The organism is Vibrio sp. MA40-2, from assembly GCF_047302445.1.
Taxonomy (GTDB): Bacteria; Pseudomonadota; Gammaproteobacteria; order Enterobacterales; family Vibrionaceae; genus Vibrio.
On record NZ_CP178628.1, the window covers coordinates 1,307,132 to 1,331,214 of the forward strand.

At 38.3% G+C, this 24,083-nt stretch carries 19 protein-coding genes; 9 read left to right on the forward strand and 10 right to left on the reverse strand.

All coding sequences use genetic code 11. The features are described from left to right. Positions 1-83: 83 nt before the first annotated feature. From ACLKML_RS13655 to arcA, 5 genes are all read right to left on the reverse strand, one after another. Complete coding sequence (locus ACLKML_RS13655) at positions 84-473, reverse strand: RidA family protein (protein ID WP_413285759.1); 390 nt, start codon at positions 471-473, stop codon at positions 84-86. 141 nt (positions 474-614) lie between these two features. Beyond that, positions 615-1,079, reverse strand: a complete 465-nt coding sequence (gene pyrI / locus ACLKML_RS13660; protein WP_317717860.1) for an aspartate carbamoyltransferase regulatory subunit — start codon at positions 1,077-1,079, stop codon at positions 615-617. 14 nt (positions 1,080-1,093) lie between these two features. After that, entirely contained in the window at positions 1,094-2,023 is a 930-nt protein-coding gene (pyrB, locus tag ACLKML_RS13665; protein ID WP_413285760.1) for an aspartate carbamoyltransferase, read from the reverse strand. Between the two features lie 386 nt (positions 2,024-2,409). Further along, entirely contained in the window at positions 2,410-3,414 is a 1,005-nt protein-coding gene (argF, locus tag ACLKML_RS13670) for an ornithine carbamoyltransferase (protein ID WP_413285761.1), read from the reverse strand. A 394-nt stretch (positions 3,415-3,808) separates the two neighbouring features. Then, positions 3,809-5,029 carry an arginine deiminase gene (arcA, locus tag ACLKML_RS13675; protein WP_413285762.1) on the reverse strand — a complete coding sequence of 407 codons (1,221 nt, stop codon included), beginning with the start codon at positions 5,027-5,029 and terminating at the stop codon, positions 3,809-3,811. 524 nt (positions 5,030-5,553) lie between these two features. Between arcA and rraB the strand changes: the two genes are divergently transcribed. From rraB to ACLKML_RS13690, 3 genes are all read left to right on the forward strand, one after another. Beyond that, positions 5,554-5,967: a ribonuclease E inhibitor RraB gene (gene rraB, locus ACLKML_RS13680; RefSeq protein ID WP_413285763.1), complete on the forward strand. Its 414-nt coding sequence runs from the start codon at positions 5,554-5,556 to the stop codon at positions 5,965-5,967. A gap of 281 nt (positions 5,968-6,248) precedes the next feature. After that, positions 6,249-8,249: a methyl-accepting chemotaxis protein gene (locus ACLKML_RS13685; RefSeq protein ID WP_413285764.1), complete on the forward strand. Its 2,001-nt coding sequence runs from the start codon at positions 6,249-6,251 to the stop codon at positions 8,247-8,249. Between the two features lie 140 nt (positions 8,250-8,389). Beyond that, positions 8,390-9,184 carry a glycosyl hydrolase 2 galactose-binding domain-containing protein gene (locus tag ACLKML_RS13690; protein ID WP_413285765.1) on the forward strand — a complete coding sequence of 265 codons (795 nt, stop codon included), beginning with the start codon at positions 8,390-8,392 and terminating at the stop codon, positions 9,182-9,184. 5 nt (positions 9,185-9,189) lie between these two features. Here the strand turns inward: ACLKML_RS13690 and ACLKML_RS13695 are convergent, their stop codons facing one another. The 5 genes from ACLKML_RS13695 to pepA all read right to left on the reverse strand — a co-directional run bounded on the left by ACLKML_RS13695 (position 9,190) and on the right by pepA (position 15,985). After that, positions 9,190-10,095 carry a GNAT family N-acetyltransferase gene (locus ACLKML_RS13695; protein ID WP_413285766.1) on the reverse strand — a complete coding sequence of 302 codons (906 nt, stop codon included), beginning with the start codon at positions 10,093-10,095 and terminating at the stop codon, positions 9,190-9,192. A gap of 108 nt (positions 10,096-10,203) precedes the next feature. Then, a complete protein-coding gene (locus tag ACLKML_RS13700; protein WP_413285767.1) occupies positions 10,204-10,605 on the reverse strand; it encodes a DUF2061 domain-containing protein in 402 nt (133 codons plus the stop codon). 261 nt (positions 10,606-10,866) lie between these two features. Beyond that, the gene (locus tag ACLKML_RS13705) at positions 10,867-13,737 is read right to left on the reverse strand and encodes a valine--tRNA ligase (protein ID WP_413285768.1); all 2,871 of its coding nucleotides are present in this window, start codon (positions 13,735-13,737) and stop codon (positions 10,867-10,869) included. A gap of 94 nt (positions 13,738-13,831) precedes the next feature. Beyond that, the gene (locus ACLKML_RS13710) at positions 13,832-14,284 is read right to left on the reverse strand and encodes a DNA polymerase III subunit chi (protein ID WP_413285769.1); all 453 of its coding nucleotides are present in this window, start codon (positions 14,282-14,284) and stop codon (positions 13,832-13,834) included. Positions 14,285-14,476: 192 nt separating this feature from the next. Further along, on the reverse strand, positions 14,477-15,985 hold the full coding sequence (pepA, locus tag ACLKML_RS13715; protein ID WP_413285770.1) for a leucyl aminopeptidase: 1,509 nt from the start codon (positions 15,983-15,985) through the stop codon (positions 14,477-14,479). A 190-nt stretch (positions 15,986-16,175) separates the two neighbouring features. Here pepA and lptF point away from each other — a divergent pair, with 190 nt between their 5' ends. From lptF to ACLKML_RS13745, 6 genes are all read left to right on the forward strand, one after another. Then, entirely contained in the window at positions 16,176-17,285 is a 1,110-nt protein-coding gene (gene lptF, locus ACLKML_RS13720; protein WP_413285771.1) for an LPS export ABC transporter permease LptF, read from the forward strand. Further along, positions 17,278-18,348 carry an LPS export ABC transporter permease LptG gene (gene lptG, locus ACLKML_RS13725; protein ID WP_413285772.1) on the forward strand — a complete coding sequence of 357 codons (1,071 nt, stop codon included), beginning with the start codon at positions 17,278-17,280 and terminating at the stop codon, positions 18,346-18,348. Before lptF ends, lptG begins: the two co-directional genes overlap by 8 nt. A gap of 151 nt (positions 18,349-18,499) precedes the next feature. Next, on the forward strand, positions 18,500-19,027 hold the full coding sequence (locus ACLKML_RS13730; protein WP_413285773.1) for a phosphatase PAP2 family protein: 528 nt from the start codon (positions 18,500-18,502) through the stop codon (positions 19,025-19,027). A 3-nt stretch (positions 19,028-19,030) separates the two neighbouring features. Continuing rightward, positions 19,031-20,077 (forward strand): MJ1255/VC2487 family glycosyltransferase, encoded by a 1,047-nt coding sequence (locus ACLKML_RS13735; protein WP_413285774.1) that lies wholly within the window; start codon positions 19,031-19,033, stop codon positions 20,075-20,077. 596 nt (positions 20,078-20,673) lie between these two features. Further along, positions 20,674-21,636 (forward strand): transcriptional regulator LeuO, encoded by a 963-nt coding sequence (gene leuO / locus ACLKML_RS13740; RefSeq protein WP_413285775.1) that lies wholly within the window; start codon positions 20,674-20,676, stop codon positions 21,634-21,636. A 287-nt stretch (positions 21,637-21,923) separates the two neighbouring features. Next, the gene (locus tag ACLKML_RS13745; RefSeq protein ID WP_413285776.1) at positions 21,924-23,741 is read left to right on the forward strand and encodes an AMP-dependent synthetase/ligase; all 1,818 of its coding nucleotides are present in this window, start codon (positions 21,924-21,926) and stop codon (positions 23,739-23,741) included. Positions 23,742-24,083: the final 342 nt, after the last annotated feature.

The window sequence follows — 24,083 nt, forward strand, 5'->3', positions numbered from 1 at the left end:
TGCATTTAGCACTCTTTATTTTTTATTGGCACTTTAATTCTATCCAAGCGTTATGTTTTAGCGAGCCATTACAGTGTTGGATCTTAACGTACCGCAATAGCTTCGATTTCGATTTTGACATCTTTAGGCAGACGAGCGACTTCCACACAAGAGCGAGCAGGATAGTTGGCCACTTTATGTTCATCAAAAAACTGCCCATAAACTTCATTAACTGCAGCAAAATCATTGAGATCTTTAACAAAAACGGTCATTTTAACAATGTTAGAGACCGATAAACCAGAAGACTCAACAACGGCTTTCACATTATCTAAGGATTGGCGAGCTTGCTTGGCAATATCATCTGAAACGATCTCTCCGGTAGCCGGTATCACTGGAATTTGCCCTGAAGTCATTACCATATTACCGAGATCGACACCTTGAACATAAGGACCAATAGCGGCAGGTGCTTGTTCAGTATGAAGTACTTTAGTCATTTTATATCCTTTATATTTCTTATATTGTTGTTCTATGTGAAGGCATTAGTCTGCAATAATCGGTTAGGCTTCGTCAAAGCTTTTGTTGCTAGGAATAATTCTATAGCGTTACTGTGCCCTATTTTAAACCATTCTTAGTTGTTAGCTTCTCTCTGTGACGATTTCACGAGAGAATACTTTCTCGCAATATTTGCATCTCAACTGAATTTTTTCGGCTTTCTTAATGACATTAAAGCTACTGTCAACGGGTTCGCCATGACTGATACAGTTACTGTTTGGACAAGAGAATATAGCTTCTATTTTATCAGGAAGAGAGAGGGTTAATTTTTTAATGACCTCGTAGTCTTCAATTTGATTTACCGTTGCTTGCGGTGCGTACAATGCGAGTTGATTTGCTTGCTCTTCCGAAATATAAACATTTTCAACTTTAATCAGATCTTTGGCGCCTAATGCCGATGATGGTAGGTTTAGTCCCATAGTAATGCGTTGTTCGCTTTTATGCATCTGAAATAATTTGAGAACTTTAATGCCTACATGAGCAGGAATATGGTCGATAACGGAACCATTTTTAATTGCTTCTACTTGCAGTTGTGCTTTGTTTACCATTTTTTATGCCTCGCTTAAAGATCGTTATTCAGAACTAATGCTAGTAGGGCTTGACGCGCATAAACACCATTTTCAGCTTGTTGAAAATAGTAAGCGTGTTTGGTTGCGTCAACGTCGGTGGTTATTTCATCTACTCGTGGTAATGGGTGCAGAACTTTCATATTGTCTCGTGCTGTAGAAAGTTGGTTAGCTGAAAGAATAAATGCTGATTTTATATGTACGTATTCAGATTCATCAAATCGCTCTTTTTGAACTCGAGTCATGTAAAGAATGTCGAGTTCCGGTATGACTTGATCCATCTCGATATGCAAGCTATAGGGTATTTTGGCTTCGTCCAACTCTTCACAGATATAATCTGGCATAGCGAGTGCGTCGGGAGCGATAAAAAAGAATCGATTATTATCAAACTTAGCCAATGCTTGAGTAAGCGAATGTACAGTACGACCATATTTTAAGTCACCGACAAAGGCGACATTAAGGTTGTCTAATCTACCTTGAGTCTCATAGATTGAGAATAGGTCAAGTAGGGTTTGTGTGGGGTGTTGGTTAGCGCCATCGCCGCCATTGATAACTGGAATATCGTTGGAGAACTCAGAAGCGAGTCTAGCCGCACCTTCTTGAGGGTGGCGCATAACAAAGGCATCAACATAAGATGAAATGACTTGTACAGAATCAGCCAATGTTTCGCCTTTTTTTGCCAATGATGTATTACCTGCATTATCAAAACCAACAACGGTTCCACCTAAACGTTGAACCGCAGTTTCAAATGAAAGGCGAGTACGGGTAGAGGGTTCAAAAAAACAGCTTGCGACGATCTTATTTTTTAGTAACTCTGGATTCGGTTGAGATTTTAATTGGCCTGCTGTTTTTACAATGAGTTCAAGTTCATTCCGTTCAAGCTCTGGGATGGAAATAATGTGTTTATTAAACAGCGAATTCGCCATGATGCTCTTCCCTCTAAAGTTGGTATAAATCTTTTTTGACTTTTTTTATGCAAAAAAAAGCCCCCTTAATTAAGGAGGCTAATTCAAAAATAGTAGAAATAGAAAAAAATATAGCACCGAAACAAGTCGGTTTATTACCTGATATTTAGCAGCAATAGTGGCCATTTTCTATCTCTATTTTGATAAATTGCGGCAATTATACTCGGCTTTTATGTGAACGCAAGCGATTACGTAGAATGTTTGTGAAATGCATTACATTGGTGTTTTGGATGGGTTTTATGCTTGTTATTTCTTTTAATATCATAAGGTTGAAGTTATTTGTTTGCTACTCAATAAGCGTGAGCTGATGGCTTTCGGCTTATTGAGCAGGAATACAACAGGGCTGTTTATTGGCCGAGAGTCGCTACCATTACTGCCTTGATTGTATGCATACGGTTTTCTGCTTCATCAAAGACAATAGAGTAGTCGGATTCAAATACATCTTCAGTGACTTCTAGTCCTGACATACCATACTTTTCAGCAATTTCTTTACCAACAGTGGTTTCGTCATTATGGAAGGCAGGGAGGCAATGCATAAATTTAACCTGTGGATTACCCGTTGCTTTGATTGTGTCCATATTGATTTGATAAGGTGTCATTAACTTTACACGATCTTCCCAAGCTTGTTCTGATTCTCCCATCGAAACCCAAACATCGGTATATAGATAATCACAATCTTTAACACCTTGTTGAACATTTTCGGTTAAGGTTATTGATGCTCCGGTTTGGAGAGCGATCTCTTTACATTGTTCTACAAGTAGCTGTTCAGGCCAGAATTGTTTTGGTGCTACCAGTCTAATATCCATACCCATTTTTGCCGCACCAACTAAAAGAGAGTTACCCATATTATTACGAGCATCGCCTAGGTAGGCAAAAGTCATTTCATGCAATTTTTTACCACGGCCATGTTCTAACATCGTTAAAAAATCGGCAAGAATCTGAGTTGGGTGGAACTCGTCAGTCAGTCCGTTCCAAACCGGTACGCCAGCATATTCACCAAGTACTTCAACAATTTCTTGACCAAAACCACGGTATTCAATGCCATCGTACATGCGACCCAATACCCGAGCCGTATCTTTCATGGATTCTTTGTGGCCAATTTGTGAGCCAGATGGACCAATATAGGAGACTTGTGCGCCTTGATCATAAGCGGCTACTTCAAATGCACATCGAGTACGAGTAGATGATTTCTCAAAAATTAGCGCAATATTTTTACCAGTTAAGCGGGGTTGTTCGTAGCCACTATATTTAGCTTTCTTTAGATCGGCAGACAATTCTAAAAGATATTGAATTTCTCTTGGTGTAAAGTCCAATAATTTTAGAAAGTTACGGTTGCGAAGATTAAAAGCCATTATAGTTCCCCCTTAAAAATTTGAATGGAAGTGGCTTAGCTAAGATGATTGTAGATAGGTAGACCACTTCAATTGCTTATATGTAACGTATTACGAAGCAAAAGTGAATAAATATTCTTAAATTTTGCAATAATATATGCTTTTGACGAGGTTTTTAGCGTTGAAATACAAGTAAGGAATAGTGTACATAAAAAATTGTGTGTATCGCGATGGTATGAATTACTCTTACAGAGGCGCTCTCTATTAAGCAAGAGGGTGATGCGAAATACCACCCTTTTGATTAATAGATAGCGATAGAGAGTTTCATAAGTAACAGTCTATTGCTTGATGGGTAGAACAAATCACTTCGTGGGTAGAAACCAATTGCTTAATAGTGAGAAATGATTATAAACAGTTAAATACTGTCTCTTTCTATTGGGCAACTCATACAGCGAGCGCCTCCACGACCTCGGCCTAACTCATTGCCAGGGATACTCAGTACGTTGATACCCGCTTTGTCATATTTTTCATTGGTATAAACATTTCGCTCATAGCCAATGACCACGCCTGGTTTAACGGTAAGCACATTGTTAGCGTCATTCCATTGCTCTCGCTCTGCTTCGTAATTATCGCCACCTGTTGTGATTAGTTTGAGTTGATCAACCTCTAACGCCGATTCTAGTGCGGTAATATAATTAGGTAGCTGACGAACATGCATTTCATCATCATTTTTGGCTGTGAGTGACCATGTTTCTAAACTCTCATTAATAATTTCTGGATAAACGGAAAATGTATCCACATCTATATGAGTCATTACCGTATCTAGATGCATACACGATCGATGTTTGGGTAAATTTAGTGCAATAACCTGCTTAGCTTGACCTGATTTAAACAGATTGGCCGCTAAATTTTCTACCCCTTGTACCGTGGTTCGCTCTGACATGCCGATAAGTACTGAGCCTTTGCCTATAACCAGTACATCACCCCCTTCTATATTGGCGTTATCGTAATGTAGATCCTGGTCGCCAAAATAGTTAATAAAATCACTGCCAGCAAAAGTGGGATGCCAACGATATATTGCTCTTAAATGGTTCGTCTCTCTTTGACGAGCGGCTTTCATCATTGGGTTGAGTGAGACACCACCGTAGATCCAACAGGATGTATCACGAGTAAATAAATGGTTCGGTAAAGGTTCAATAACAAAATCAAGTGCCTTGTTCATCTTGGGTAAAATGGAAGAGGACTGAATCGGTAATTCAGAATAAGCCAACCCACCTAGCAGAATGGTAGCCAAGTGCTCATTATCCATTTCCGCTAGATAGTTTCTTAGATCTCTGGCGAATGTTGGTCCATATCTGAAATCAGAAATTTGATTAAGTAAAAGCCAAGTTTTGGCTTGCTCAATTGCGAGAGTGTCGACTAAAAGATCATGCAGAAGCAGCACTTCAACATCTTGATCTCGTAGTGTTTTTGCAAAAACATCATGTTCTTCGCCTGCTGCCTCAACAGCAAGAACATCATCGAATAGTAGATCCTGACAGTTCGATGGCGTTAGGTGGGTAAGTGCTCTTTCTGGTCGGTTTAATAGCACTCTACGTAGCTGACCTACTTCTGATCCCACGTATAATTGGTTCATTTTGTGTCCTTACAACAATTATTATCCCGCCTTTATGACAAGCTTCTACACAAGTTGCAAATTAAATTGCCACCAATAACAATATAAAAAACTAATTTATTTTTATTTTTTGAATTTATATTTTATTTAATAAATATATATCGATGTATTATTCTTTTTGATGTTGCGATTTAATTTGATTTATTATGCTAAATAAAAACAAGACTCACGGAGTTTTTATCGATTAATTTAACTTTAACAAGTTGATTTTAAATGAAAAAAATCAATATTCTTCAAAAGGAAGGTATTATAGAGAGCTGTTTTTCTTAACCATATTAACGCAGTTTTTTTTCATTAGTATTAAATAGCATAAACATGATTTTGTTCTGAATATTGATACCAGAAGTGAAAATTGCTTTTATCTAGTAAACAGATCATCATCAAGCTACGATTCAAGGTGGCATTTAACCTCGATCCATGACATATTTCACCGCAACTTAACGACCTCATTTTTAACTAGCTCATTTACTATCTGGAGTACACATATGTCTCACGAAGATGAATACCTATCTGTTGAAGCACTCATTGACATTCAAAAAGAAGATACAAGGCAGATTATTGATGCTCTTTTGCAAGATGGAAGTGATCCGGATGCACTATATGATATCGAACATCATCTATTTGCTGAGAATTTCGAAACATTAGAAAAAGCCGTTGTTGAAGCTTTTAAAATGGGGTTTGAAGTTTTAGAAGCAGAAGAAACAGAAGACGAAGATGGCAATCGCTTACTTTGTTGTGATGCTACGATGGAGTCAGCGCTAAACGCTGAAGCAATAGATGAACAAGTTGCTAAATTAGTCGAACTAGCTGAAAAATATGACATTATTTATGATGGCTGGGGTACCTTCTATGAAGGCGACGATGCCGAATATGATGATGAAGAAGAAGAAGAGCAGTAATAATTAATTTTCCTGTTTTTTAAAGGGTGCTTTAGCGCCCTTTTTTATTGCTTACTTTTAATGCATTTACAGCTGATCTCCGTATATTTACTGCTTTTTTAATGCATTTATGGTTGTTTTCAATGTATTTAGTGTTATAAATAATTAGGAGTATTATCTTGGTTTACAAATAACCTTTAATTTGTAAACTTTATTAAACTATCTTTCATGTATGCCGATATAAGTTATCAGATAACAATGGATTGTTATTGTTTACTGCTTTTATCGCGACGAGGTTTTTCATGCACTTATCTTTAATCCAGCGAATCAGGCTGGGATTCATCACTATCACACTTTTTGCGCTAGCAATCAGTACGTCTGCCTATTTCTCCCAAGTAAACATGTCACAACAGTTGAAACTAACGGCTTCGACATTAACTGGATTGCTTGATCGTTCAAATGTTCTTGGCCAGCATCTGCAAAACGTCAATCGTTCCATGCTTGTGCATGCGAATAATGATCAAGAAGAGCAAAGAGCAGTATTGCGAACGGAATTAGATGCGGCAAAACAGTCTTATTTTGAAACCGCGACACTGTTTGAATCTGAACTTAGTGGTTACCCAAATCTAGTTAATCAGCTAACGGAGTTAAATAATAAGGTAAATACATTCCTAAATGACGCTTCTGAGCATTTAAGTTTGCATGATAGAAGAGTCTTATCTCGAACTGTTTCTACTAATGAGCTTGCAAAATTTAGCGATGAGTGGTTATTTTTTGAATCGGATATCAATGATCTGATCAGTAGTGCAAAATCAGACGAAAATCAACAAACTGCTTGGGATCTTGAGTACTTATTTATTCAAGGAAAAGGTGCAGCGGATTATTTGCAAAAAGTATTAACAGTTGACAGTGAAGAAGATATCCAAGGACCTAAAACTGAGTTAACTGCTTACTTGAAAGGCTTCAATTCTAAAGTGGAGCCGATTGTAAAAGAACTTCCAAATTCTGAAAGTACGATTTTGTTGTATCGCGATTTACTCGAATACAATATCGCGAACGAAAATGGCCTATTACAGCAGCACATTAAATATATCGAGCTAAATGAAACCAGCATTGCGTTATTGGCCAAAATTGCTCAAGAAGTAGATGAATTGGTTTATGAGTCTAGTGATATGAGTGCCAAGATTCGTTCCATATCGGAAGCCGCACTGAAAAATGCCCAACAGGAATCATCAGACTTATTTATTTTTAATATCGCGCTCACTATTATTTCAATTATTTTAGCCGTCGTGATTACGATTACGGTTGTCCGTTCAATTAAAAAACCTTTGTCAGATATTATGCTAGCGATTGATAAGCTAGCGAATGGAGATTTAACTCATAAAATAACCCAAAACTATCAGTCTGAATTGGGACTGATTGCCGAAAATGTCAATAGTTTAGGAGACAGATTGAGTGGTTTGATTTCACAGATTCAATCTTCAGCAAAAACAGTAAGTGGTGTTGCTGATGAAAGCCATGCTATGAGTCAAAAGACCAATCAAAGAGTGTCGGAGCAGAGCAAACAAACCGATTCAATAGCCGCTGCTGTAACAGAAATGGAGCAAGCCATTAATGAAGTTGCTTCTCATGCGGCACAGTCGAGTAATGAAGTTGATCAAGTAACCTTACAAGCGCATTCCAATATGGATAACATGCAGAAAAATTTGCGTTTTGTCGGCCGTCTACAAGATTCACTTGACGAAGCTACTCAGGTTATAGGGCAGTTATCTAGTCAAAGTCAGCAAATAGGCGCAATACTAACGGTTATACAGTCTATTTCTGAACAAACTAACCTGTTGGCTTTAAATGCGGCGATCGAAGCTGCTCGTGCCGGAGAACATGGACGAGGATTCGCTGTCGTTGCAGATGAAGTACGTTCGCTCGCAACCAGAACTCAACAGTCAGCCAATGAAATTGGTGTAATGATTGATAGCTTGCAAGAGAAAGCGAATCAAGCTGTTGGTATTGTAGAAAATAACTTAGTACATGCAGAGCAATCGGTGAAGCAAACCAATGAAACCAACGAGTCTTTAGAGAGTATGCTTGCTCGACTGACCCACATTAATGAGATGAGTCGCTCTATTGCCACCGCATCTGAACAACAGACTGCAGTTGCACAAGACGTGGCAAAAAATATCGTACAGATCTCTGATATGACACTGAGTATTGCAGATGATGCAAAAGAAGCGGCGCATAATAGTGAGTCACTTAATCAGTTGTCTTCTGCACAAAGCAAGTTAATTGCTCAGTTTAAGTTATAATCTTAGTCTAACGGTTTAACGGAGTTTTGGAATAGAGATCAAAGTTTTAGAGGTGTCTATTCCAGGATTCTAAACAGAAAATATGTTGTTTGATAATTTATTACGTATACTGTAATAAATTGATCTAGCGCAAGTATATTATGCAATTACCTCTTTCAGGACATTGGCAATTATCACCTTTAACCGATCTTGCTTTACCGCAAGATGATCTTTCTTTTCCTGCTCCTTTTAGTCAAATTTTACCTAGCCACTTGACCGAATCTCAGATCCTGCAACAAGAGTGGCATTTAATGCATGATATTGAAGTTACTGAAAATATGCTTATATTTCCTGTGGTTGACCTCGTTATTGGAGGGATAGACTATTATGCGGAGGTAAGGGTTAATGGCGAGGCAGTGTTTGATTGTGACGGCAGTGAGATGTGTTACCGCAAAGATATTCAGCAACATTTACGTTTAGGTCGAAATCGGATTGAAATCTTATTTTTAGATCAAGATGATGACTGGTTACTAGAGGGGGATGAGGTATGCACCTTGGGTGGGAAGTTACCACGTAAACGTGATAATCGACTAGGCATTTGGGAAACACCTTATTTAGATTTTATCAGTAATGTTCGCTTAGATTATGTTACTACAGAGCAGATTTGGCACCATGGTGGTGGCTGTGAATTTAAGGTGATACTTTTTTATAAGGTGTATGCGGTTGGTTTGGTTTCTGCGTCAGTCAAGTTTGCTGGTGTTACTTATCAAATTCCACTTGATGTTCGGGTTAATCATGTCACTGCATTGTTCCAGATTGATGCTCCCAAACTGGTTAAAGAGAATTTTTGGTATTTATTAGAAGTTGAACTTGATGAGCAAAAGCATACTCATCAAGTAGGATTACATCCTAGTCGCAATGCAGAGCACTTTCCTATTTATAGTGAAAAAATTTGAATGACCTACAAGGTTTTTAGCATTCTAATTTCACAATCGGTGTGACCGGTATTCCCTATTGGCTCATCTATAACCTTAAAACCAAGTGATTGGTATAAAGCAACGGCTTCTACTAAGGTATTTGTGGTTTCGAGGTAGATCTTCGAATATCCCATTTTTCTTGCTTGTTTAAAACATGTCACAGCGATCGTTCTTGCTAGCCCTTTACCTCTTGCTTCGGGAAGAAAGTACATCTTTTGTAATTCGCAAATATCACTTTCACCAGTAACTGGTGCGATACCTGCTCCGCCATAGATTTCACCTTGTTTTTCTAACACCCAATACTGGCTTTTTTCCGCTTCATATACCTGAGAAAGAGAATCAAGAGTCGGATCGGCGACACTAAATCCTTTGTCTTCAGATAGACCATATTCAGAAGATACTTCTCGTATAATTGTCGCAATTTTAGCGTTATCGCTTGGTGTAATAGGACGAATATTGTAATTACATTGAATATTTGAAAGGGAGAGGGCTTTAATGTACTTGGCTAAACTCGATTCAATCAGTTTGAGTTCATCTTCGTCAAATTGATCGATAACTGCTTGAACTTGTTTGTTTCTAGAGCTTTCTATGCTGTCTAAAATCTGCTGACCTTTTTCCGTTAAGCGATACAATTGACATTGTGCATTATCCGGATTGGTAATAGATTCAATGAGCAACTGTTTGGCTAAAGAAGTAAGGGTACGCTGAGCATTAGAACGGTCTATTTTAAGCTTAGTGGCGATTTGGCTGATGGTTAATCTTTCTTGGCCTAACTCTACCAGAGTATGAACTTGAACAGGTGGTAAACTAAAATTTCCATAGTGTGTTTCTAAAGCCCCTAAGCTACGAACAAGATCTCTTGAAGCTTTTCTAAGTTGTAATTTTTTCATTGTAATTATTAAACTTTTATAGGATATAAAGCCAATATGATTTCATATCCTAATAAAGTCAATAGAGAGGAAAGCGAATCATGAGTGGTAGTATCAGTAATGACTAATCTACGCTGTTTTTGCCGTTATTGTTCCACTAGCCGCTAGTAATGTATGTCTACGAAGCCAGATTTTTTCATGGAAATAGTAGGCTACTGTATTGATACTTGGCTCAATTGTTGCCATTACTCCTCCAATAAATGCATCGCCTGTTAGAAGGTAAGTCACAAGAAAGGCAACGTTAAAGTGGATAAATGCAAAACTAGCTGTTTTAACTCGAGTTTGGTTTTCATTTCTTTTTAAGAAAGGCAGAGTCGCCCATAATTTTTCATGAAAATAGAAAGCGACCGTATTTACGCTTGGTTCTATCATTGCGATCAAGCTACCAAGTAGAAAGTCGCCAGTTAAAATATAAGCAACCGTTAAGGCGATAGTGAAATGTAAGCTGGCAAATGTCATTGTTTTAATCATGGTTGTATCCTCTCAAATAGATTAATTCTTAGCTCCTAAATAGTATTGATAATTATTATCATTTAGGCAAGATAAATATAATAATTAATTTGATAGGTTTTAACGATGAATAAGGTTTATTGATTAGTTAAAACAACAACGCTCGATGAATTTCATCGAGCGTTGTTGTTTTTGCTTGCTAGTGACGTTTAAATACTACTTTCTAAACGATAGCGAATGATTAAAAGGTCACTATTGTTGTTTAAAATTCAGCAATTGTGTTTAAAGTGCCGCTATTGTTGTTTTTTGTTCTTCCAATTTCACTAACGTCTCTTTATAGCCTTCGAGTTTTTCACGCTCTTTAGCCACAACGGCTTCGGGTGCTTTGGCAACAAAACCTTGGTTACTAAGTTTACCGCTGATACGTTTTATTTCACCTTCAATTTTCTTCACTTCAGCATCTAATCGAGCCAGTTCTGCATCCTTATCGATAAGGCCTGCCATTGGTATAAGTAGCTCAGATTTAGCTACAAGTGCAGTTGCACAAGCAGGTGTTTCCTCATCTTGGCTAAGAACGTGAACGCTCTCTAATTTTGCCAGTGATAGGATAACGGTGAGGTTATCTTGTAAACGATTCGTATCGATATCATCTGCTGGCTTAAGCATGACCTCTAATGGCTTACTTGGCGCAATATCATATTCTGCACGTAGATTACGGATAGAAGAAATAAAGCTTTTAACCCATTCAATATCAGTAACAGTTTTTTCATCATAACTATTGGCGTCAAATTGAGGTAGAGCTTGAGTCATGATAGTTTCACCATCAACATTGGCAATAGGTTTAACGCTCTGCCAAATAGACTCGGTAATATATGGAATAATAGGGTGAGCAAGACGCAACGTTTTCTCAAGTACAGTAATTAACGTATAGCGAGTCGCCATTTGTTGCGCTTCAGAACCTTTCCATAGAACAGGTTTAGTTAATTCTAAATACCAATCACAGAACTGATTCCAAATAAATTCATAGATGGTGTTCGCTGCCATATCTAAACGGTAGTTTTCGATATGAGTATTAAAATCTTTGGCAGCAAGTTGGAATTGAGATTCAATCCATTTATCAGCCAGTGAGAAATCAAGATTAGTGATTTCTTGTTCCGATAATTGCGTCGCACAATTTTGTTGCTCGGTATTCATTAATACGTAACGACTTGCATTCCATAATTTATTACAGAAGTTACGATAACCCTCTAGACGTTTCATATCCCAGTTGATATCACGTCCAGTCGATGCCATTGCAGCAAGAGTGAAACGAAGTGCATCGGTTCCGTATGGTTCGATACCGCCTTCAAAGGTCTTACGAGTATTTTTTTCTATTTTAGCCGCAAGCTTTGGTTGCATCATATTGCCACAACGCTTTTCTACTAACTCTTCAAGGCCAATACCATCAATCATATCGATGGGATCAAGTACGTTACCTTTAGACTTTGACATCTTATCGCCATTTTCATCGCGGATAAGGCCAGTCATGTAAACCGTTTTGAATGGAACTTGTGGCTGTCCGTTATCATCTTTGACAAAGTGCATGGTCATCATGATCATACGAGCAACCCAGAAGAAGATAATATCGAAACCCGATACCAATACTTCTGATGGATGGAAAGTTTTCAGTGCCTCAGTGTTTTCAGGCCAACCCTGAGTACCGAAGGTCCAAAGAGCGGATGAAAACCAAGTATCTAAGACGTCATCATCTTGACGAAGCACAACGACTGGAGCAAGGTTATGTTTTTCGCGAACCTCTTCTTCCGTTCGGCCTACGTACACTTTCCCTTCATTGTCATACCAAGCAGGGATTCTGTGTCCCCACCAAAGCTGACGAGAAATACACCAATCTTGTACATCTCGCATCCAAGCAAAATACATATTTTCGTACTGTTTTGGTACGAATTGGATTTGACCATCTTCAACCGCTTTTACGGCCGGTTCGGCAAGTGGTGCGGTGCGAACATACCATTGATCAGTAAGCATTGGTTCTATAACGACACCACCGCGATCACCATAAGGTATAGTGAGATCATGATCTTTAATTTCGCCTAGCAGCCCAAGTTGCTCAAATTCGGCAACGATGGCTTTACGTGCAGCAAAACGTTCCATACCGTGGTATTTTTCAGGGAGCTCACTGCTGAATAGGTCACTTTCTTCACCGTTAGCGGTGAAAACTTCTGCTTGATCGCGAATTTCAGCATTAAAGGTGAAAATGTTGATCATAGCTAGATTGTTGCGCTTACCAACTTCGTAATCGTTAAAGTCATGAGCTGGGGTAATTTTTACACAACCTGTGCCTTTTTCCATATCGGCATGTTCGTCACCTACAATTGGAATTAAGCGCCCGACGATAGGAAGCTCAACAAATTGGCCAATGAGATCTTTATAACGAGGATCTTCAGGGTTAACGGCAACACCAGTATCACCAAGCATGGTTTCAGGACGAGTAGTCGCTACAACAATATAATCTTTACCATCCGCAGTTTTGGCTCCGTTGGCGAGTGGATAACGAAAATGCCACATGAAGCCTTTTTTATCTTTGTTTTCTACTTCAAGATCAGAAATTGCGGTGTGCAATTTCGGGTCCCAGTTCACTAGACGTTTACCACGATAGATTAGATCTTCTTGGTATAAACGCACAAAGACTTCTTGAGTGGCTGCAGACAAACCATCATCCATAGTGAAACGTTCACGTTCCCAATCTACAGAAGCACCTAAGCGGCGCAATTGTTGAGTTATTGTGCCACCAGATTCTGCTTTCCATTGCCAAATTTTATCGATAAACGCATCGCGACCGTAGTCGTGTTTGGTTTTGTCTTCTTCGGCGGCAATCTTACGTTCTACAACCATCTGGGTTGCAATACCAGCATGGTCGGTACCAACTTGCCATAACGTATTTTTACCTTTCATACGTTCACAACGGATTAAGGTATCCATGATAGTATCTTGGAAGGCGTGTCCCATGTGCAGGCTACCGGTTACATTCGGCGGCGGGATCATAATGCTATAAGCTTCTTTAGATGTATCACCGTGTGGCTTGAAATAGCCTTTCTCTTCCCAAGTTTGGTATAGAGACTGCTCAATTGATTGTGGGTTGTATGTCTTTTCCATAGCGTCGTTAACTGGGTACTTTTGGTTGATTCTGAAAAATAAAGATTTTTATGAGGTTATTATTGTAAAAATAACAACCTCATAAAATCATAAATTAGTGTTGATAGTTGATATCAATAGTCTGCATTTGATATCCAGCTTGGCGATAAATTTTATACCTTTCACGGGCATTTTGCTTCGCTTTTTCATCATAAGGAACAAAGTCTATCACCTGAGCAAAGGTTCCGGCAAAGTTTGTCTGATCTTTCGCCAAATTAATCACCAGTTGGCGATTCCAACTTGGTTTTAATTCTGTGTAGCCGATTTCGATTAACGTACCATTTTTTGGTCCTTCACCGACTAAATTGTGTGCCAAGAATTGGCTAGGTTGTTGTTGCCATAATCGATCATCCCAATGTAAGGAATCTTCTTTATTTTCTGCATTAAGGTACAGTTTGACACCTTGTTCACTAAAATGCTTTAGAAGAAATAAAACATAGGATTGAAATCCTTGTTCATCACATTGTGGTGAATCAGGTTGAACGATATAAAAAGTAGCCGTTTTCATGCACAGTAAACCTGAAAAATAGTATTGCCTAAATAAACCTGTACTCTCGAAACAAGGCGATATTTTGAAATAAACAATAATTATCGAATTTTAACAAAAAACAGTGCTGGTATCTAAACTCATGCAATGATTGAGTGTGGGCTAGCATATGAGATCTAAAAAAAGGCCTTTCGGCCTTTTTAGATTAAATGCTTACTCTTCAATTTCTTGGCCGCTACGATTCAGTAAAAACTGAACAAGTAACGAAACTGGTCGACCAGTTGAACCTTTAGCCGAGCCTGATTTCCAAGCTGTACCGGCAATATCAAGGTGAGCCCAATTATATTTTTTGGCAAAACGAGACAAGAAACAACCCGCCGTTATTGTACCCGCAGGACGTCCACCTATATTTTGCATATCTGCAAATGGACTTTGTAACTGTTCGTGATACTCATCTGTCATCGGCAAGCGCCACGCTCTATCACCCGCTTGTTCTGATGCATTAATTAATTCATGAGCAAGTGGGTTGTGGTTAGACATTAAGCCGCTAATATGATGACCAAGAGCCATAACACATGCACCTGTTAATGTTGCGATATCGACAACACATTCTGGCTCGAATCGTTCCACATAAGTTAGAGCATCACAAAGCACTAAACGTCCCTCGGCATCGGTATTTAAAACTTCTACCGTTTGACCTGACATTGTGGTGAGGATGTCTCCTGGACGATAGGCATTACTACCTGGCATATTTTCGCAGCCAGCGAGAATAGCAACAACATTGATTGGTAATGACAGTTGTGCAAGAGCTTTCATGGTACCAAAAACCGATGCAGCACCGCACATGTCGTATTTCATCTCATCCATGCCTGCACCTGGTTTAAGTGAAATACCACCTGAATCGAACGTTAATCCCTTGCCGACTAAAACAATCGGTTTGGCATCAGGGTCAGGATTACCTTTGTACTCCATCACTGACATCATTGATTCATTACGAGATCCTCGACCGACGGCTAAGTACGATGTCATACCTAGCTTTTCCATTTCTTCTTCGCCAATGATCTTGGATGTTATTGACTCATAATCATCCGCTAAGCGACGAGCTTGTGACGCTAAATAAGCTGGGTTAGCAACATTTGGTGGCATATTACCCAGATCTTTTGAGGCTTTGACGCCAGAGGCGATAGCTAAACCATGGTTGATCGCTTTTTCACCTAAGTTTAGCTCGCGACGCGTTGGCACATTGAAAACTAGCTTACGTAATGGTCGACGTGTTTCAGGCTTATTGCTCTTAAACTGGTCAAAAATGTATAAACTATCTTTGGTAGACTCAACGGCTTGACGCACTTTCCAATAAGTATCTCTTCCCTTAACGTGAAGTTCAGTTAGGAAACACACCGCTTCCATTGAGCCAGTTTCATTCAAGGTACTAATTGTTTTTTGAATGATCTCTTTATATTGACGCTCACCTAATTCACGCTCTTTTCCGCAACCAACCAATAAAACTCGCTCTGATAAAACACCGGGAACATGATGTAGAAGAAGTACTTGACCTGGTTTCCCTTCAAGATCCCCACGACGAAGTAAAGCACTAATATACCCGTCACTTATCTTATCAAGCTGTTCAGCCACAGGGGAAAGGCGGCGAGGTTCGAATACGCCCACAACAATACATGCACTACGTTGTTTCTCTGGACTGCCACTTTTTACACTGAACTCCATGTAAACTCCTACAAGTTAAAGACAAACAGAACTAAATGTTAGATAATCGTTACTTACTTTGTTCTAATTTGAACTAAAATAAAATGAATTAACCTAAGTAACATTTGGTCTAAATTTGAAAAATAAAAGGTTCATCGAGAAATTATAGTGATTAAAGCAAAAAAACAAGTTTTCTATAGGGTCTTTTAACGTGATTATTGTCAGATATTTGATCAGAGAGACAATCAAAAGCCAAATCGCGATTTTTTTCGTACTTTTTTTGGTCTTTCTTAGTCAGAAATTTATCAGTATTCTTGCTCAAGCTTCTGATGGAGATATTCCTGCGAGCTTGATTATTACTTTAGTGGCTTTGAATATGCCTTCAATGGCAGGAATGATCTTGCCATTAAGTATTTTTGTCGGAATTTTGATTACTTTTGGCCGGTTATACGCCGAGAGTGAAATTACGGTCATGAATGCAACTGGAATAGGTAATAAATTTCTGGTTCAAGCAGCACTTTACTTGGCACTCATTACCTCCGGATTAGCCGCATTTAATAGTTTATGGTTAACGCCTTGGGCGCTAGATAAACGCGCAGAAACGATGGAGCAATTGTCAGCAGATAATAGTGTTGATCTTCTGCAAAAAGGCCAATTTCAACGAACGCCAGATGGTTCGGCAGTGGTGTTTATTGGCGATTTGAAGGATAAAAAACTGAGTAATGTTTTTGTGGCTCAAACTGTATCTAAAGATTCGCTGCGACCGAGTGTGATGATTGCTGAGTCTGGCTTGGCCAAAGAGCTTGATGATGGCAGGCAGATCCTCTCTCTTTATGATGGTGCTCGATATGAAGGAATACCAAGTCGACTCGATTATATGATAACGGATTATGAAGAGTACGATGCACTTATTGGCCAACGAGAAGTTCAAGAAAAAGGCCGAGACTGGGATGATTTACCTACATTGAGTTTAATCAATAATTCTGAGCGAAAAGCCCAAGCAGAGTTGCAATGGCGTATCTCATTATTTGCCTGTATCCCTTTATTAACCCTTATTGTCATTCCTCTTTCTGCTGTTAACCCTCGTCAAGGTCGGTTTGCTAAGATGGGGCCAGCAATACTGATTTATATGACTTATTTTCTTGCGCTTAGTGCCAGTAAGTCGGGCATTGAAAGCGGTGGTTTATCGGTGTCGATTGGGATGTGGCCGGTGAATATTTCTTTGCTGTTTGCCGGGTTTATACTGAACTACATGGACAGTATTCCTGTTAGGCGTGTTATAGATAATTTTAAACAAAGAAGGCTGGCTAAACGTGTTTAAAATCCTAGATCTCTACATAGGTCGGACTATTATTGCTACCACCTTCCTTACTTTATCTACACTCGTAGGGTTGTCTGGCATTATTAAGTATGTAGAACAGCTTAGAAAAGTTGGTCGCGGTACTTACGATCTTATTCAAGCCCTTTATTTTGTATTACTTGGTGTACCAAGAGATATAGAAATGTTCTTTCCGATGGCAACGTTACTAGGCGCATTGATTGCATTAGGGATGCTTGCTTCTAGCTCAGAATTGACTGTGATGCAAGCCTCTGGGTTTTCAAAACTAGATGTCGGACTATCGGTTTTAAAAACAGCGATTCCATTGATGGTGATGGTGATGGCATTGGGTGAATGGGGTTCACCGCAAACCATTAAAATGGCCAGAGAGTTACGTGCATTCTCTATCTCAGGAGGAACGATAGTATCGGTTCGCAGTAGTGTTTGGGCTAAAGATTCCAACAACTACATTTATATTGGACGTATTAACGATGAATCGTTGCAAGCATTGACCGTTTGGCAGTTTGATCAAGATAACAGCCTGAATACCATTATTCATGCCAAAAGAGCGAACTATGTTGGTGACAATATATGGCAAATGAAAAATGTTGAATTAACTTATATGCAAGACAATGTGCAATTGTCGAAAGAAAAGCTCAAAACTTATGATTGGAAGTCAACAATAGAACCAGACAAACTAGATATAGTGACAGTGAAACCTGAAGAATTATCATTATCCGGCATTTATGATTATGTTAATTATCTTAAAGCGTCCGAACAAGATGCATCGAGATACGAGTTGGCATTTTGGCGAAAAGTCACGCAACCTCTTTCCATAGCGGTAATGATGTTGATGGCATTGTCGTTCGTTTTTGGTCCTCTTCGGACGGTGACAATGGGGGCGAGAATTATTTCCGGCATTATTGCTGGTTTCACCTTCTATATATCCAGTGAATTTTTTGGGCCTTTAAGTTTGGTTTATCAAATTCCACCTGTGGTTGGCGCTGTTGCACCTAGTTTATTGTTTTTGGTCTTCGCTGTTATGTTGTTGCGGCGAAAATTATAATATAGCTATTGGCCGAATGAGGGTTGGAATGTATTAATGCGTGGTCATAGAATTAATACAATATTGTCATCATTTGTATAAATTATCGTCACCTGATTGTCATTTTTATCTCATAAATTAGTCTCATGACGTTATTTATGAGGACAATGGAATGCGTACTATACAACCGATTGCTAGATTTGATTTGGCCGTTTCATTACTTTTTCTGCAGCATAGATTTAATCAAGATGTTGCACGAGTCAGCAAAGCCATCTCTCATACTGGAGATGGCCATTTATATGGGGTAATTGGCCTCATTTCTTGGTGGGTAGATAAAGATTTAGGTACGGTATTTCTTGCGGTAGGTTTATTAGCTTTTGCCATTGAACTACCTATTTATTGGTTTGCTAAAAATAGCTTTAAGCGTAAGCGTCCTGAAGAACTTTCTAGTCAATTAACTTCATTTATTACACCGTCGGATAAATACAGCTTACCTTCTGGTCATACCGCTGCTGCTTTTGTTATGGCAACTCTTTTAGGTCATTTTTATCCACAATTTTATGTTATCTATTTTCTTTGGGCTAGCCTAATTGGTATTTCTCGAATATTGCTTGGCGTACATTTTTTGACAGATGTTTTGGTAGGAGTTGTTCTTGGTATTGGCAGTACCACTCTTGCTATTCAACTCGCTGGGGTATAAATAGTGAAAATATTATATGGTGTTCAGGGTACCGGAAATGGACATATTGCAAGAGCGAGAGCAATGGCATGTGCGCTAAAAAAAAGAGACGTTGATGTTGATTTTCTTTTTTCTGGTCGAGATGAGAATAAGTATTTTTCTATGGAAGAGTTTGGCTCTTATCAGACGAGAAAAGGTGTTACTTTTGTTACTAACAAAGGAAAAATCGATTATTTTAAAACGGGACTAGCGGCTATGCCATTAGAGGTTATAAAAGAGATTAGAAATATTGATCTTTCAGACTATGACTTAGTTCTTAATGATTTTGAACCGATAACAGCTTGGGCAGCAAAGCGGCAAAAAATACCGTGTATTGGTATTAGTCACCAAAACGCATTTCGATATACCGTACCTAAAAAAAGTAATCGTTGGTTAGACGGTAAAATTATTCAGCATTTCGCCCCTTCAGATTTTCATATTGGACTACATTGGTATCATTTTGGACAACCGATATTACCTCCAATTGTGCATAGGAATAATGGTAATACGATAGAAAAGGGGCTCGATGTTTTAGTTTACCTACCATTTGAAAACGTAAAGGATATTACTGACGTTCTACTCGGTTTTACCGGTACTAAATTTATTTGTTATCACCCAGATATTTCTGATGAGAGCACTGTCGAAAATATTCAATTCAAAAAAACATCGCACACTGAATTTCAAAAAGATTTGCATCAGTGCCAAGGTGTCATCGCTAATGGCGGTTTTGAGTTACCTTCAGAAGCACTATCTATTGGGAAAAAATTGCTTCTAAAGCCTTTAACGGGACAATTCGAACAAGAAAGCAATGTGGCGACATTAGAGCATCTTGGCTTGGCTCATTCGATGGAGTATTTAGATCCTACAGCGATAAGAGATTGGCTAGATGTAGCTGATGCAGAAAGTATTACTTATCCTGATGTAGCTCAAGCGATAGTCGATTGGGTTCTTGAAGGGTGTTGGACTTCAAGTGAAACACTTGGCACTGAGCTTTGGCAACAAGTCGACTTTCCTAGTTATACGCTGATTTAAGATTAGCCGTATAACACGCTATTAAGTAACATAATATCGTAATTTCTTCTAATTAAGAGGGCTTTTCCTGTATGGAAATTGCCCTAACTTACTACATTGTTGTTATTTTTATTTCGCAATAATCGCTATATCATCCAAGTTTCGCTATATCATCCAAGCTTCATTATTTCCTCTATATTGCTAACATTTTTATCTTTTATTTACATTTGATGTTCAGAATAGGCATTTAACAAATATTAATTTTGCTTAACGCCATTACTAACTATATATAATTTCAATTAATCTATTCTCGTGCCGCTGTTTAATATGCATGAATTAAATACATGCTGTTAAACTTATTTACTTGGGTTATTTATATATTTTTATAACCACTGATGATTTTATATAATGCATTGTTTTATATGCTTCATTTTTAATTAAAAGTAAATCAAAGTAATTATTTATAAAGATTATTGAAAAGGTAAGAACTATTGGTAGATAGTTGCCTAAAACGACTGATAGCTATCTATTAATACTTACATCTTAATTACATTCTAGCGCTCTATTGTGGTGGCGACCGTTACCCTTTGGCTATAGAAACCTTATAGGGTAAACATATGCAAGATAAATATGAATCAAACAATGTTGGGGCTAGCCATCGAATGGAGTCGACGTTACGTAGTGTCGATTTGAATCTTTTAACTGTGTTTGACGCTGTTATGCAAGAACAAAATATTACCCGAGCAGCTCATAATCTTAATATGTCTCAACCAGCGGTCAGTAATGCCGTCGCTCGATTAAAAGTCATGTTCAATGATGAATTATTTATGCGTCACGGTCGAGGTATTCAGCCCACTCAACGCGCTCGTCAACTCTTTGGACCAGTACGTCAAGCACTCCAACTCGTTAGAAATGAATTGCCATGTTCTGTATTTTCTCCTGAATCTTCAAATCGTCTATTCAAACTTGCTATTTGTAGTCCAAGTGATATGCGTTTTGCTCCTGAAATTCTGTCAGGTATTGCGGCAGTTGCCCCCAATATTCAATTACATGTAGACGCTGAGTTTGATGCTAATGTGAATGAAAAAATGCGCTTTCAAGAAATTGACTTCGTTATTGACTATGTCAATTTTGAGGAACAAGGTTTTTGTAGTACTGAAATTTTTAGTGACGAACTGGTTGTTGTTGCGGCTTCTACTCATCCACGCATAAATGATTTTATTTCAGAACAATCGTTACTGTTAGAAAAACACGCTAAGTTATCGATATTAAATGGAATGAGTAGTTTTTCCGGACAAGCGTATAAACATATTAAGTGTAAAGCTTGTTATGAAGGTACGAGTTTGAGCAATGTTCTATATGTGGTGAGTCAGTCAGAGTTGATTACTGTTGCACCTCGTTGGCTGGTTAAAAGGTTATCGACAAGGCTTGATTTAAAAATCATTGATTTACCATTAGAAAATAAACAAATTTCAGGTTTTTTAAGTTGGCATGATTCCAGTGAAAAGGATAGAGGGCATATATGGATGCGTGATCAATTGATGCTTATATGCGGTGAAACAATGGCCAATTGTTCTTAAGTGAAAATTGTTCTTAAGTAAAAATAGGTTGTGAGTAGAGAGTTGCTTGTAAAATCCTATAGTTAACGATTAGATAAAACCTTGGTGAGCTGAAAAGCGGCCAAGGTTTTTCTATTGGCCTAAAATAAAAGCCGATTAAATCCTATCAAAACAATCTGAGATCAAACTTAATACACAAATTTACTAATTTGCTTACATTTGAATACCATCAATTGTTGCCTTTTCTAATGCTGAATGTAAACTTGTGCGCAGATTAAGCTTACATGTGTAAGCCAAAGGTAAAGACAATGGCTAATAAAGATTTTCACCTCATAAAAAACATTCGACAGCAAATTGCAAAAGGTGGGGATCGAATCGCTCTTCGCCACAAGGTCGCAGACATATGGCAAGGAATTAGCTGGAAGCAATTTGGTGAGCAGCTCGATTCACTTTCGTTGGCGTTATTAGCACAAGGATTAAACGTTCAAGATAAAGTTGGTATATATTCCAATAATATGCCTCGATGGAGTATTGCTGATATTGCCGCGCTACAAATAAGAGCAATAACCGTCCCTATTTATCCAACAAACACAGTAGAACAATCGGCCTATATTTTACAAAATGCTGACGTTAAAGTTCTGTTTGTCGGTGAACAAGCCCAGTATGATTCTGCGCTAGATTTATTTGATCAGTGCGATAAATTAGAGCTTATTGTTGTGATGTGCGATGACGTTGACTTAAAACAACACCCTTGTGCATTAAATTGGAATGATTTTATATCTCAAGGGTCCGAGTCGTTTCAGGATCCGTTGAAATCACGATTAGATGATGCCAGCAATGATGACTTATTTACTCTAATTTATACCTCTGGTACAACGGGACAGCCAAAAGGCGTAATGTTGGACTACGCAAATATTGGTGCATCTTTTGATGCTCACAACAAAAAAATGGAACTAACAGAGCAGGATGTCTCTATCTGCTTTTTGCCTCTTTCACACGTTTTTGAGCGCGCTTGGACTTTTTATGTTCTTTATAAAGGGGCAACTAACTGTTATCTGCAAGATACCATGCAAGTGCGTGACGCATTAAGCGATATTCGTCCCACGGTTATGTGTGCTGTTCCTCGATTTTATGAAAAGATTTTTTCAGCAATACATGAAAAAGTGGCGCGAGCACCTTTTCATCGTAAACTGGTCTTTACTTGGGCGGTAAATATGGGTGCCCGAGTTTCTGTTTGTAAGCAAGAAGGGCGTAAACCTTCATACTTACTGGCTAAAAGCTATCAATTAGCAGATAAAGTGGTTCTGGCCAAACTGCGATCTTTACTTGGTGGCAATATTAAGTTTATGCCATGTGGTGGAGCAAAATTAGATGCAACTATCGGTCGTTTTTTTCATGCAATTGGGCTTAATGTAAAGCTTGGTTATGGTATGACCGAAACAACTGCAACGGTTTCATGCTGGGATGACGATATATTCAATCCAGATTCAATTGGTGTAACCATGCCGGGTACTCAGGTTAAAATTGGCGAGAACAATGAAATTTTAGTTCGAGGCCCAACTGTCATGCGAGGTTATTATAAAATGCCTGAAGAAACCGCCAATACGTTTGATGAGCATGGCTTTCTTAAGACAGGTGATGCCGGTGAGTTCGATGAAAGTGGTAACTTATTTATCACTGACAGGATTAAAGAATTAATGAAAACCTCGGGAGGAAAATATATTGCTCCGCAAGTGGTAGAAGGCGCGATTGGTAAAGACCATTTCATTGAACAAATTGCCGTTATTGCCGATACTAGAAAATTTGTTTCAGCGTTAATTGTCCCGAGCTTTGAGTCTCTCGAAGAGTACGCAAATGAACTGAACATTAAATACAAAGATAGGCTGGAGTTACTAAAACACCATCATATTGTAGAGATGCTTGAACAACGAGTCGCAATGCTGCAAAAAGATCTCGCTAAATTTGAACAAGTGAAAAAATTCACTTTGTTGCCAAAAGCTTTTTCTATGGATAAAGGTGAATTAACACCAACACAAAAATTACGTAGAAAAGTTATCCATGAAAGGTATGAAGTCGAAATTGAAGATATGTATACCGAAAAGAAAAAAGATAGCAGTGGTTCGTAGCCAATAATCTGATTAATAAGTTTTGTGATTAAAGCCCATTGATTTAGCAAAATCAATGGGCTTTTTAATTGTCCTACAAAATATAAAATCCTTTATTTTATTGATAAGTTCATTATATGCGGAATTTACTGCTGATTTACTTGCATTGGCCTACTTTATGTTTTTTTTTCTCTTTTACTCTTGATTTCCTCTCCGATAAGTCCGAAATTAGACTCACAGTAGAAGAGAATTTCTTGTACTAATTCATGGATTATTGCACTTTTAAACGAAACTACTAGAGTTCAGCTCTAACGTTAAAAGCGCAGTATTTTAGGCTACGAATAAGCCCTAACTATGTAATAC